This is a genomic window from Chloroflexus islandicus (genome assembly GCF_001650695.1).
Taxonomy (GTDB): domain Bacteria; phylum Chloroflexota; class Chloroflexia; order Chloroflexales; family Chloroflexaceae; genus Chloroflexus; species Chloroflexus islandicus.
In genome coordinates, this window is the sequence record NZ_LWQS01000065.1 from 29,957 (window position 1) to 43,317 (window position 13,361).

At 62.8% G+C, this 13,361-nt stretch carries 9 protein-coding genes and 1 riboswitch; all 9 genes read left to right on the plus strand.

Translation table 11 applies throughout. From position 1 onward, the window contains the following. The first annotated feature begins 21 nt into the window (after nt 1–21). Nucleotides 22–1,797: a sensor domain-containing diguanylate cyclase gene (locus tag A6A03_RS13110; protein WP_066789132.1), complete on the plus strand. Its 1,776-nt coding sequence runs from the start codon at nt 22–24 to the stop codon at nt 1,795–1,797. Then, on the plus strand, nt 1,784–3,301 hold the full coding sequence (ilvA, locus tag A6A03_RS13115) for a threonine ammonia-lyase, biosynthetic (protein WP_066789135.1): 1,518 nt from the start codon (nt 1,784–1,786) through the stop codon (nt 3,299–3,301). Before A6A03_RS13110 ends, ilvA begins: the two co-directional genes overlap by 14 nt. 76 nt (nt 3,302–3,377) lie before the next feature. After that, a riboswitch (cobalamin riboswitch) is annotated at nt 3,378–3,522 on the plus strand. A 126-nt stretch (nt 3,523–3,648) separates the two neighbouring features. Beyond that, nucleotides 3,649–4,251 carry a cob(I)yrinic acid a,c-diamide adenosyltransferase gene (cobO, locus tag A6A03_RS13120; RefSeq protein WP_066789137.1) on the plus strand — a complete coding sequence of 201 codons (603 nt, stop codon included), beginning with the start codon at nt 3,649–3,651 and terminating at the stop codon, nt 4,249–4,251. 181 nt (nt 4,252–4,432) lie between these two features. Further along, nucleotides 4,433–8,653: a cobaltochelatase subunit CobN gene (cobN, locus tag A6A03_RS13125; RefSeq protein WP_066789139.1), complete on the plus strand. Its 4,221-nt coding sequence runs from the start codon at nt 4,433–4,435 to the stop codon at nt 8,651–8,653. Between the two features lie 59 nt (nt 8,654–8,712). Continuing rightward, the gene (cobT, locus tag A6A03_RS13130) at nt 8,713–9,774 is read left to right on the plus strand and encodes a nicotinate-nucleotide--dimethylbenzimidazole phosphoribosyltransferase (protein ID WP_066789141.1); all 1,062 of its coding nucleotides are present in this window, start codon (nt 8,713–8,715) and stop codon (nt 9,772–9,774) included. 841 nt (nt 9,775–10,615) lie between these two features. Next, nucleotides 10,616–11,356: an energy-coupling factor ABC transporter permease gene (locus A6A03_RS13135; RefSeq protein WP_066789143.1), complete on the plus strand. Its 741-nt coding sequence runs from the start codon at nt 10,616–10,618 to the stop codon at nt 11,354–11,356. Further along, nucleotides 11,353–11,652, plus strand: a complete 300-nt coding sequence (locus A6A03_RS13140; RefSeq protein WP_066789145.1) for an energy-coupling factor ABC transporter substrate-binding protein — start codon at nt 11,353–11,355, stop codon at nt 11,650–11,652. The genes A6A03_RS13135 and A6A03_RS13140 overlap by 4 nt, the downstream gene beginning before the upstream one ends. A 3-nt stretch (nt 11,653–11,655) precedes the next feature. Further along, nucleotides 11,656–12,429, plus strand: coding sequence for a cobalt ECF transporter T component CbiQ (gene cbiQ / locus A6A03_RS13145; protein WP_066789148.1), 774 nt, complete (start codon nt 11,656–11,658; stop codon nt 12,427–12,429). Further along, nucleotides 12,426–13,169 (plus strand): energy-coupling factor ABC transporter ATP-binding protein, encoded by a 744-nt coding sequence (locus A6A03_RS13150; protein ID WP_066789150.1) that lies wholly within the window; start codon nt 12,426–12,428, stop codon nt 13,167–13,169. Before cbiQ ends, A6A03_RS13150 begins: the two co-directional genes overlap by 4 nt. Nucleotides 13,170–13,361 lie beyond the last annotated feature (192 nt).

Below are 13,361 nucleotides of genomic sequence, written 5' to 3' on the forward strand. Positions count from 1 at the left end.
TCTCGCTGCCGGTGGGCGGGTATGAAGGTTGATCTGTCCGGCACATCTGAACTGTCAATCCTTGTGTCGCCCAACGGCCAGATGCTTGCTGTAAGCGAGGCGATGTTGCCGCTCCTTGCGTATGTGGAGCCGTTGTTGTCTGATCTGGTGCAGGCTGCAAATAGCGTAGATGTCTTCCTCAACGGCTTGCAATATGCGGTACAACGCCAGTTGTTGTGGCAAGCGCCGGGAGTGCCGTTCGGTCTGCTGATTACGTTCCGCCAGCCAGCGCCAGAGCCGCTGGTTGATCACCGGCTCGGTGAAATGGCCCTCACCTTGTCCAGCAAACTTGAGATGAACCATGTGCTGGAACATGTGGTGCGTTTTGCGATGGATCTGCTCGATGCTGATGCTGGCGCGCTGCCGGTGTACGATCCGGATCACGATCGGTTGTTGCCCGGCCATCTCGTGAATCTGCCGGTTGATCTAGTGGCGCCGGCCAAAGGCCCGCGGCGCGGGTTGATGTGGCAGATCATCGAGCAGGGGAAGTCGATCCTCATTCCAGATTATGCTGCCCATCCAATGGCCTTGCCGGAATTAGCGCGGATTGGAGTTTCTTCGCTACTGGCGACGCCAATTATGCATGGCAAGACCCCGTTGGGTATCTTGGCGGTGTATCGCCTCCGTAACGAGCCTTTTCAAGAGAGCGATCGCGATCTCTTGCAGGCCATCGCCCACCAGACCGCGATTGCCTTGCAAAGCGCCCGCATGTACCAGCGCGCCATTCGCAATGCCGATGAACGCTACACCCTCTACCAAGCCAGCATCGAGATTGGCGCCACGCTTGATCTCGAACAACTCTATCAGGCAATCCATCGCGCGGTCGACCGGTTGATTTCCCACGCCGGTTTTGCGATTGCGCTGTTGAATGACCAGCAGATAGTCGAGTATGTCTATCTGGTGACGCCGGCTGGCCGCCAACCGGGGTTGCAACTGCCGCTAACGCACGGCATTGCTGGCTACGTGCTTCGTTTCGGCGTCTCGCTGCGGCTGTCAGGGGCGCATGCCCTGCCTGCACCGGCAATCCAACCGGCACTTGAGGTTGAAGGCGATCTGGATCAGCGATCACTGTTGGCAACGCCGCTCGTGGTCGGTGATCGGATTATTGGCGCATTGCTGGCGTGGCACGATCACCTCGATGCCTATACGATGTCTGATTTGAGCGCGCTGGAGATGTTGGCGGCGACGGTCGCAGTGGCATTGCATAACGCGCTGCGCTTTACCCATATTCAGTCGTTGGCAATCACTGATACGCTCACTGAGTTGGTGAACCGGCGCCATTTTCTGCAAAATCTCCAACACGAAATCGATCGTTCGCGCCGGTATCAGACGCCGGTCAGTATTGCGATGATTGATATTGATCATTTTAAGCAGGTGAATGATAGTTATGGCCATCTGGCCGGTGATCACATTTTGCGCGAATTGGCGCAGCGGTGCCGCCAGCATCTGCGTGATGTCGATATACTGGCGCGTTATGGCGGCGAAGAGTTTGGTTTGATCTTGCCGGAAACACCGTATCACGCAGCGTTGTTAGCGGCTGAACGCTTGCGCCAGACAGTGATGGCGACGCCGTTTCTGGTTGATGGGCAACAGATCACGCTCACGCTCAGCATCGGTGTTGCCACCTTTCAATCCATTTCGCATCCTGATCCGTCTTCCCTTATTGCCGATGCCGATCGGGCGCTCTATCTCGCCAAGCGGCGAGGGCGCAACCGCGTCTGTGGCGCACAGGAGTTTTCTACCTATGCCGAACCCTGATTTTACCTATGTGCAACGGATTCTGACCAGCCGGGTCTATGATGTGGTGCAAGAGACGCCGCTGCAACCGGCTCCCCTGCTTGGTGCGCGGCTTGGCGCGCAGATTTTCTTTAAGCGCGAGGATCTGTTGCCGATCTTTTCGTTTAAGCTGCGCGGGGCCTATAACCGCATGGCCCATCTCAGCCCGGCAGAAAAGGCGCGCGGTGTGATTACCGCCTCTGCCGGTAATCATGCCCAAGGGGTGGCCTATTCCGGCCAGCAATTGGGCATCCGTACCCTGATCGTGATGCCGGTGACGACGCCGGAGATTAAGGTCGCTGCGTGCCGCCGCCGCAACGCTGAGGTGGTGCTCTACGGCGATAGCTATAGCGATGCTGAGGCCCATGCCTATCGCTTGCAGAAGGAATTGGGCCTGACCTTTATCCATCCATACGACGATCCGCTGGTGATCGCCGGGCAGGGGACGATTGGGCTCGAGATTTCGCAGCAGATGCGAGCCGAACGCTACCGGGTCTTTGTGCCGGTGGGAGGCGGCGGGTTGATCGCTGGAATCGCGATCTTTCTCAAGAGCATTAACCCCAATATCGAGATTATTGCCGTTGAGCCGGACGATTCCGATGCGATGTATCAGAGCGTGCGGGCCGGCTATCGGGTGACGCTCGATCAAGTCGGCATCTTTGTTGATGGTGTGGCGGTGCGGCGCGTCGGCGAGCATACCTTTGCGATTGTGCAGCGCTACGTTGATGATTTTGTCCGGGTGACGACCGATGAGGTCTGCGCGGCGATCAAGGATGTGTTTGAGGATACCCGCGCGATTATGGAGCCGGCGGGGGCCTTGGCAGTGGCCGGTCTCAAGCGGTATATCGCCGAGCGCGGGGCCGATTTGCCGGCGGTGGCGCTGACCTGCGGCGCGAATATGAATTTCGACCGTTTGCGCCACGTCGCCGAGCGGGCCGAGATCGGCGAGCGGCGCGAGGCGCTGTTTGCAGTGACCATTCCCGAACGGCCCGGTTCGTTTAAGCAATTTTGCCGGATTATTGGGCCACATAACATTACCGAGTTCAATTATCGCTATGCGCCGCGCCCCGATGCGAACGTCTTTGTCGGGGTGCAGTTGACCGATGGCCGCCAGCGCCACGAGCTGGCCGACCGGCTCCGCCACGCCGGTTATACGGTGCTCGATCTGACCAACGATGAGTTGGCGATCATCCATCTGCGCCACATGGTCGGCGGGCGAGCGCCGGAAGCGACCGACGAGCGGCTCTTTACCTTCGAGTTTCCCGAACGGCCGGGGGCATTGCTCCAGTTCCTCGAATCGCTCGATGCGTCGTGGAATATTAGCCTGTTCCACTACCGCAATCACGGTAGCGCCCATGGCCGGGTGCTGGCCGGGATTCAGGTGCCTGATGCCGACCTCGACCGGTTTTACGCTTCGCTCAGCCGGTTAGGCTATCCGTACCAAGAGCAGAGCGATAATCCGGCGTACCATCTGTTTTTGAAGTGAGACCATCGAGCGCAACATTGCCATTGCTAGCGCACTTACGATTCTGTGTTATAATCAACGCACTATTGCACATGCGCAATTCCATACCCATCGCGGTGTCCCGCTAGCCCGGATGCTAGGGCGTAAAGGTGGAAGCTGGTGCAAGTCCAGCGCTGTGCCGCAACTGTAACCGGCCCTCTTGGGCCGGAAGCCAGGACGCCTGCCGCGATGTTGAGGTTCGTTCAGCCCTTCTCGCGCCAAGAAGGATGAGCGAAGCGTGCGTATCCAATCGCGCTATCGTTTCATACCCCCGGCCAGCGAGCATGGCCGGGGGTATTGTTTTTGGCTGTTAACGCAAAGGCGGATCGATGGAAGATGCAACCACAACCGGGCCGGGTTCCTCGCCCGAAGCAGAGGCGCGCCGCAAGGCGGTGCGGGCCAGCCACCAACCTAAAGGCTTGGTCATCGTCAATACCGGCAATGGCAAGGGTAAAACCACCGCTGCGCTCGGTGTGCTGTTGCGGGCATGGGGCCGCAACATGCGCGTGGGTGGCGTGCAGTTCATCAAGCACGAGCAAGCCAAGTTCGGCGAGTTGCGCGCACTAGAGCGGATGGGGATTACGCTGACGCCGCTCGGCGATGGCTTTACGTGGACGAGCCGCAATCTCGATGAGACGCAGGCGCGGGCGTTGCACGGCTGGGAGCTGGCTAAGCAGCAGATTGCCAGCGGCGATTTCGATGTCTTTTTGCTCGATGAGTTTACGTATGTGATGCACTATGGCTGGGTGCCGGCTGCTGAGGTGGTGGCGTGGCTGCAAGCCAATAAGCCGCCGATGCTGCATCTGATTATCACTGGCCGCTACGCGCCGCCGGAGTTGATCGAGTATGCCGATTTGGTGACGGAGATGCACGAGGTGAAGCATCCGTTCCGTGATCAGGGCATTCGCGCCCAGCCGGGGATTGAGTATTGAGGGAACGCAGCGGGGGATCGTTTACCGCAGGGGACGCAGGGATTATTTACCGCAGGGGGCGCAGAGTGCGCAGAGAATGAAAGGGTTGGGGTGGCAAGCTCGGTTGTGCGCGTGATAGTAAGACAACCCTCTGCGTCATCCGCGTTCTCTGCGGTAAACCGAACACGAGCAGCGAGGAACCATGGCCGAATCGCTCAAACGCAATATGGTGCAGCGCCTCGATGGGCGGATGGTCAATGCCGGCGCGCGGCGCGGGATGCTGATCGTCTGCGCGACTGGCTGCTGCTGCGGCCACACCGAACGCGGCTTTGCGCCGGTGCCGGTCGATCTCTACCATAGCGAATGGGAGCGGCGGCGGCTACGCAATCGGGTGCATCTGAGCCAAGGCGGTTGCTTGGGGCCGTGCCCACTGGCGAATGTGGCTCTTTTGCTGATGGATGGCAGGCCCTACTGGTTCCATTCGCTGAACGATCCGGCGCTCATCCCGATCTTGTACGATTTTATCGAAGAGCTGTTGGCGGCTGATCAGCCGTTGCCGCCGCCCCCAGCATTAGCGCCGCACCTGTTCAACGGCTTTAGCTGGGATGGGGTGAGCGCGCCGGCAGCCAGCGCCGAGCGTCTGCCAGCGGTGGCTGGCGATGGCATCCTCGTGCTGAGCCAAGCCGATACCGATCTACTCGCGTTAGAGCAAGCGCTTGACCTGTTGCCTGACGGCTTTGCGCCGGTGCGGATGGCGCACGTGGGCCGGTTGGCCGACCCGGCGGCGATTGACCATTTGCTCGAACAGCATCTACCCGCAGCGGCGATTGTGGTGGCGCGCTTGCACAGTCCGGCGGCGTTTGCCTACGGTCTCGAACGGCTGCAACAGTGGGCAGCGGCAACCGGCGGCTTCCTGCTCTGTCTGCCGGCGGTCGAGCAGGTTGATCCCGATCTGATGGCCCGTTCGACGGTGGGGGTGCCGTTGGCAATGCTGGTCAGCGCCTATGTGTACGCTGGCGGTGCCGCCAATCTCGCCAACGGCTTGCAGTGCCTGAGCGATCACCTGCTGGCGAGCGGATGGGGTTACGATCCACCGGTCGAATTGCCGCTCCACGGCATCTACACTCCACCCCAACCGCGCCGGCGCGGCAAGGCGGCCCAACCAGCGCCGCCGGCGGCTGATGCGCCGGTGGCCGGCCTGCTCTTCTACCGCGCCCATCTGCTCAGCGGCAATACCGCTTTCGTCGATGCCCTGATCGCTGGCTTGCAGGCGCGCGGCTTGCGCGTGCGCGCGGTCTACACCCAGTCGCTCAAAGAACTGAATGCGGCGGGGATGCCGGTGGCGCTCGATCTGCTACGCCAAGCCGGACCGGTTGATGTGATCGTCTCGACCCTCAGTTTCGCGCTCGGCGATAGCGAACCGCACCCCTTTGCCCAACTGGATGCGCCGGTGGTGCAGGCGCTGGTCAGCAGCAGCAGCCGTGAGGCGTGGCAGCGCGACGGTCGCGGGTTGGGGCCGCTCGATACGGCGATGAATGTGGCTTTGCCCGAACTGGATGGCCGGATCATCGGCGTGCCGGTCGCGTTCAAGACCCAAGCGGGTGAAGCGGCGGCGCGTTCGGCGCCTGATCCAGAGCGGATCGAGCGGCTGGCCGGCTTGGTCTGGCGTTTGGCGCAGTTGCGGCGCCTCCCGAATGCGCAGAAGCGGATTGCGGTCATCTTGACCAATAGCAATGCCAAAGCGCAGCGGATTGGCAATGCGGTCGGCCTTGATGCGCCGGCGTCGCTGATGAATCTGTTTGCTGCTTTGCGCGCCGCCGGTTATGAGGTCGGCGAGCTGCCGGCAAGCGGCGACCAACTGATCGCCGATCTGATTGGGCGCTGCTCGTATGACGAGACGTGGCTGACCACCGAGCAGTTAGCCCAAGCGTACCGGATTCCGGCGGCTACCTACCAACGCTGGTTTGCCGAGCTGCCGGCGGAGATGCAAGCGGCCATGACCCGCCAATGGGGGCCGCCGCCGGGCAAGGCGTATGTGCATGGCGGCGCGCTGGCGCTGGCCGGCCTCGCATTCGGCAATGTCTTTGTGGCGCTGCAACCGCCGCGTGGCTACGATATGGATCCGGACGCCATCTATCACCGGCCCGACCTGCCGCCGCCGCACAACTACTACGCGCTCTACCGCTGGTTGCGCGACGAATGGCGCGCCGATGCGATCATCCATCTCGGCAAGCACGGCACGCTCGAATGGTTGCCCGGTAAAGGCGTCGGGCTTGGCGCGACCTGTTTCCCTGATCCGTTCCTCGCCGATCTGCCGCTGATCTACCCCTTCATCATCAACGATCCCGGCGAAGGTACGCAGGCCAAGCGGCGCGCCCACGCGGTGATTATCGATCACCTCACCCCGCCAATGACCAACGCTGGCGCTTATGGCGATCTGGCCGAATTGGCCCAACTGGTCGATGAATACTACCGCATGGAACGGCTCGATCCGAGCAAGTTGCCGCTGTTGCAGCGCCAGATTTGGGAGGTGCTGCAACGCAGCCAGTTGGCCGACGATCTGCGCTACATCTTGCAAGCCGATCACGGCGATCACCGGCACGAGTGGGATGGCAGCGTGCTTGAAGATGGCACGCCGTCGGTGTTGGCCGAATTGGAGGGGCGCGAAGTCGCGCACCTGCTCGAAGACATTGAAGGCTACTTGTGCGAGTTGACCGGCGCGCAGATCCGGGACGGCCTGCATATCCTTGGTACGGTACCCGCCGGCGCGCAGTTGGTCGATCTGGTTTACCATCTGCTGCGCTTGCCCAACCTGCACGCACCAAGCCTGCCGGCCACTGTCGCGGCGGCGCTGGGGGAAGATTGGCGCGTCTTGCAGGAGCAGCCGGGCCGGCGGCGGGCCGGTGACGAGCAGTGGCTCACCAACGCCGATAGTATCGCGGCTATTGAAAACCTTTGCCGGCAAATGCTTAGCCGGCTCAACGATGCTGATTGGGAGGCAGCGGCCATTGACGGCGTGCTGGTAGATCATTTGCCGGCAAACAGTGATCACGAGCCGGTTGCGGCGGCGTTGCGCTACGCCTGTGAATGGATCGTGCCGCGCTTGCGCCAGAGCGCAACTGACGAAATCGAACATCTGCTGGCGGCGCTCGCGGGCCGGTTTGTGCCGCCGGGGCCGAGCGGCGCGCCGACCCGCGGTATGGCCCACGTCTTGCCGACCGGACGCAACTTCTACAGCCTTGATCCGCGCAGCGTGCCGAGCCTCGCCGCGTGGGAGACCGGCCAAGGGTTGGCCCGCGACCTGATCCAGCGCTACCAGCGTGAGTATGGCGCCATCCCCGAAAGTGTCGGCATCAGCATCTGGGGCACCAGCCTCATCCGCACTGCCGGCGATGATGTGGCGCAAGTCTTGGCGCTGCTCGGCGTGCGCCCGCGCTGGCAACGCGAAAACCGGCGCGTCACCGGGTTTGAGATCATCCCTCTCGCTGAGTTAGGCCGCCCGCGGATCGATGTCGTCTGCCGGATTAGCGGCTTCTTCCGCGACGCCTTTCCCCACTTGATCGAGTTGATCGATCAGGCGGTGCAAGCAGTGATTGAGTTAGACGAACCGCCAGAGCTGAACTTTCCACGCAAGCATGCCTTGCAGACCGAGCAGGCGCTGGTGGCGGGAGGAGCTGCTGCCGAAGAGGCTCAACGCGAAGCGCGCTACCGCATCTTCGGCAGTCCGCCAGGCAGTTACGGGGCCGGAATGCTGCAACTGATCGACGGCCAAAACTGGAGCAACGACGCCGATCTGGCGCGGGTGTACCTGAAGTGGGGCGGCTACGCCTACACCGCAACCGAGCAAGGCGTGCCGGCGGAGACCGCCTTTGCCGCTGCGCTCAGCACGGTGCAGGTCGCTACCAAAAATCAAGACACGCGCGAACACGACATCTTCGATAGCGACGACTACTTCCAGTTCCACGGCGGCATGATCGCGGCGATTCGGGCGCTGAGCGGGCGCAACCCGGCCCGTTACTTCGGCGATAACAGCGATCCGGCCCGGCCCCGCACCCGCGACCTGCGCGAAGAGGCGCGGCGCGTCTTTCGGGCACGGGTGGTTAATCCGAAGTGGATCGCCAGCATGCGCCGGCACGGCTACAAAGGCGGCCTCGAACTGGCGGCGACGGTTGATTATCTCTTCGGCTACGACGCCACTGCGCAGGTGCTAGCCGATTGGATGTACGAACAAGTCACTGAACGGTATGTGCGCGATCCAGAAGTGCAGCAATGGCTGCAAGAGGTGAATCCGTGGGCGTTGCAAGCCATCGCCGAGCGGCTGAACGAGGCGATCGGGCGCGGGATGTGGCGCAACCCATCCGCTGAAGCGCAAGCTGCGATCGACGCCATTCTCGCCATCGGCGAAGAACAACGTGAACGATGATCCTCGGCCAGCCGCACGGCGGTGCGGTTCCGTAAGCATCTACTGGTTAAGGAGGTTGTATGTCGCTGCTTACGCAAACTATCAACCAGATTGGCCCGTTGGATGATCAGGCGGCAACGGCAGCTCGCCGCCGGCAAGACATGCTCACCAAGCCAGCCGGCTCGCTGGGCCGGCTCGAGGAACTCTCGATCCGGATTGCCGGCATCACCGGGCGCGAACGGCCTCGGCTCACCAAGCCGGCGGTGATCGTGATGGCCGCCGATCACGGGGTGGCCCGCCAAGGCGTGAGCGCCTTCCCCGCCGAGGTCACACCGCAGATGGTGCTGAACTTCCTGCGCGGCGGGGCGGCCATCAACGTGCTGGCCCGCCATGTGGGGGCGCAGGTGATTGTGGTGGACATTGGCGTCGCGGCTGATTTGCCGTCCCATCCCGAATTGGTCAGCCGCAAACTGGCCTACGGCACCGCCGACTTCAGCCAAGAGCCGGCGATGAGCCTTGAGCTGGCCCGGCAGGCGCTTGAAGTGGGCATTACCTGCGCCAACGAGGCGATCGATCGCGGGGTTGACCTGCTCGCTACCGGCGAGATGGGGATTGCCAACACCACTGCGGCGAGCGCGATTGTGGCAGCGATCACCGGGAGACCGGCGGCGGAAGTGACCGGACGCGGCACCGGCATCGATGATGCGAGCTTGGCGCGCAAGATTGCCGTGATCGAACAGGCGCTGGCGCTGCACCAACCCAACCCGCGCGACGGTCTCGATGTGCTGGCGAAAGTGGGTGGGTTGGAGATTGGCGGCTTAGCAGGTGTGATTCTCGGCGCGGCGGCGCGGCGGGTGCCGGTAGTGATCGACGGTTTCATTTCAGGGTCGGCGGCCCTGATTGCAGCTACGCTGGCCCCTGCCGCGGTCAACTACATGATCGCCGGCCACCGCTCGGTCGAACGCGGTCACGTCGCGGTGTACAGCCAGCTCGATCTGCAACCGCTGCTCGATCTGAATATGCGCCTCGGCGAAGGCACCGGTGCGGTGCTAGCGATGTCGATCTGCCAAGCGGCGTGCAAGGTGCTCGACGAGATGGCTACCTTCGCCGAAGCAGGGGTGTCGGAGAAGAAGGGGGAGTAGGGAACGGGGAGTAGGGAGGAGCGCGCGAGATGGCGCTGCTCGGTTGAGCCGCTTCTGCTCATTGTTCGATTGCGGGAGGTGCATCCCTGCTCCTGTGCGCGGGAGTTCAAGGGCGGACAGAATGGAAGAGCGTAGGTGATGGCTGTGCGATGCGCTAGTTTGCCCTTACCCCCGGCCACTCGCCCACACCAGTGAGTTCAAGGACGGACAGCACATCTGGAACCCGGCCCTGAAGGGCCGGGCTAGGGTTACGAAGCCCGCTGCGCGGGCTACTGACCCTTACCCCCGGCCACTCTCTCACTGGCGCGGGAGGGGTGAGCGGAGAGCTGAGGATTGAGGCATCATACAGTGATGAACGGTTGTACACAAGCGAAGGTTCTGTCGGCCCCTCAACACAGACGTTTAAGGGCGAACAGCACATCTGGAACCCGGCCCTGAAGGGTCGGGCTAGGGTTACGAAGCCCGCTGCGCGGGCTGCTGACCCTTACCCCCGGCCCCTCTCTCACTGGCGCGGGAGAGGGGAGCGGAGAGTTGAGGGTTGAGGCATCGTACAGTGATGAACGGTTGTACACAAGCGAAGGTTCTGTCGGCCCCTCAACACAGACGTTTAAGGGCGAACAGCACATCTGGAACCCGGCCCTGAAGGGTCGGGCTAGGGTTACGAAGCCCGCTGCGCGGGCTGCTGACCCTTACCCCCGGCCCCTCTCTCACTGGCGCGGGAGGGGTGAGCGGAGAGCTGAGGGTTGAGGCATCATACAGTGATGAACGGTCATACACAAGCGAAGGTTCTGCCGGCCCCTAAACGCACGCGGGAGCAGGAGTACAGAGGAGGATTCACGGAATGAAACGCCGCTGGCTGATCGTTGCGCTTGGCGCTGCCGTGCTGATCACGTTCGAGGCCCGGCCAGCGTATGCTATGCACATCATGGAAGGCTTCTTGCCGCCGCTGTGGGCATTGGTTTGGTTTGCGGTCACGATCCCGTTTTGGGTGATCGGGTTTCGCCAGCTTCAGCGCATTGTGCGCGAGAAGCCAGAGGTGCGGTTGCTGCTCGGTTTCGCTGCCGCCTTTACCTTTGTGCTGAGCGCGTTGAAGCTGCCGAGCGTCACCGGATCGAGCAGCCACCCGACCGGCACCGGTCTAGGGGCGATCCTGTTTGGGCCGTGGGTGATGAGTGTGCTCGGTTCGATTGTCTTGCTGTTTCAGGCCTTGCTGATTGCCCATGGCGGCTTGACCACGCTCGGCGCGAATGCGTTTAGCATGGCGGTGGTCGGGCCGTTTGTGGCGTGGCTGATCTGGCGCGGGTTGGCCGGACGCGCGCCATTCTGGTTGGTGGTCTTTTTGGCTGCGGCGCTGGCCGATCTCTCAACCTACGTCGTCACGTCGCTGCAACTGGCGCTGGCCTTTCCCGATCCGGCGGGTGGCATCCTCGCTGCCTTCGCCAAATTCGGCGCGATCTTTGCCGTGACCCAGATTCCGTTGGCGATCAGCGAAGGGATTCTGACCGTGTTGATTATGAATGCGTTGCAAACCAACGCCGCCGCCGAGTTGCAGGCGCTAGCGATCAAAGGGGTGCGGGCATGAATGCCAAACCATTGCCTTGGCCAGTAGTGGTGGCACTGTGGCTGGTAGTGATCGGCTTGGCCATCGCGCCGATCCTGCTGATTCGCGACACCGAGTTTGGCGGGGCCGATGCTGCCGCCGAAGCCGCTATCGTAGAAATGGCGCCTGACTACCAGCCGTGGTTTGCGCCGTTGTTTGAGCCGCCGGGCAGCGAGACCGAGAGCCTGCTGTTTGCGTTGCAAGCCGGTTTAGGGGCGGGAGTGATCGGCTACTTCTTTGGCTGGCAGCACGGTCGCCGGCAGCGGCGTGATCGGTGAGGCATGCTGCGCATCATTGACCAGTATGCCTTCGCCAACCGGTTGCGCGCGGTCGATCCGCTGCAAAAGACTGCGCTGGCCGGCCTGACGATCCTGCTCTGTCTGGCGCTCGATCGCCCGCTGGTGGGGTGGTTGGCGTTGGGATGGATGATGGCCGTGACGGTGTGGTATGCGCAGGTGCCGCTGCGGGTGGCCGGCGCGGTGATTGGGGCTGAGAGTGCGTTTCTCGCGCTGTCGGTGATCGGGATCGCGATCAGTGTGGGGAACGAACCACCGGCTACGGCGTTGTGGGCGATTCCGTTTGGGCCGCTCTGGCTGAGCGCGACCGGCGGATCGCTGCAAACGGCGCTGCACGTGCTCAGCCGTGCGCTTGGTTCGGCAGCGGCGCTCAATTTTCTGATCCTGACCACGCCGCTGATCGATCTGATCGAGCTGTTGCGCCGGTTGCGCGCGCCGGCGTTGTTGATCGAATTGATGGCGCTCAGTTACCGCGCGCTCTTTGTTTTGCTTGATACGCTCGACCAGATGGTCACGGCGCAGACGGCCCGGTTGGGGTATGCTTCGTGGCGGGCAACGTTACGCAGCTCGGCGCTGCTGGGCAGCCGGTTGTTTATCGTTGCCTACCAGCGCAGCCAAGCGTTGGAAGTAGCGTTGACGGCGCGCGGGTTTGCCGGCGAGCTGCGGGTGTTGCCGCTCAGCTATACCGTTGACCGGCAGCTCTGGTTGATCGGCGTAATGATTGCGGCGAGTCTCGTGGCGGCGAGGTGGTGGTCATGACCGCATTGTTGGCGCTGGAAGCGGTTTCGTACCAGTTTCCGGGCAATCCGAACCCGGCTTTGCAAGCGGCGTCGTTGCCGATCGCTGCCGGCCAGCGCATCGTCGTGCTGGGTCGCAATGGCGCTGGCAAGAGCACGCTGCTGCTTGTGGCGAGTGGCATCATTCGTCCGCAGCAGGGCCGGGTCTGGCTGCATGGCGCGCCGGTTGACTACTCGCGGTCTGGTCTGCGCCGGTTACGCCAGCACGTCGGCTTGGTGATGCAGTCGCCGGACGATCAACTGTTTAGTGCCAGCGTCTGGCAAGACATGAGCTTTGGCCCGCTCAATCTGGGGCTGAGCGCCGCCGCAGCACGGCAGGCAGTGCTAGACGCGGCGGCGATGTGTGATGTGACCGATCTGCTCGACCGTCCGACCCATGCGTTGAGCGGCGGGCAGAAGGCGCGGGTAGCGCTGGCCGGCGTCTTGGCCATGCGTCCGCAATGCTTGCTGGTTGATGAGGCAACGGCGGGTCTCGATCTGTGGGCACGGCAACAGGTGGTGCGGGTGTTTGACCGGCTGGTGGCGGAAGGGGGGACGGTCGTGCTGGCTACGCATGATCTGGCGTTGGCCCGCCGCTGGGCCGATCTGGTCGTGGTGTTGCACGAGGGCCGGATCGTTGCAGTCGCGCCGCCGGCAGCGGTGTGGGCCGAGCCGGCATTACGCGCGCTGATTGCGCCGCCAGAAGCGTGGGAAGGGCTGTAGCGCCGGACGGCTGTCCGGCGCCGCCAAGGGCGCGGAGGGTGATGAACGCAGAGGCATCGTAGAGCCGGACGGCTGTCCGGCTCCGCGAAGGACGCAGAGGAGTTGTTATGGTGGGGTGCTGGGGGAGGGGGGAGAGGCCCCCACCCCCGGCCCCTCCCCCGCTGGGGGAGGGGGAGAGGCCCCCACCCCCGG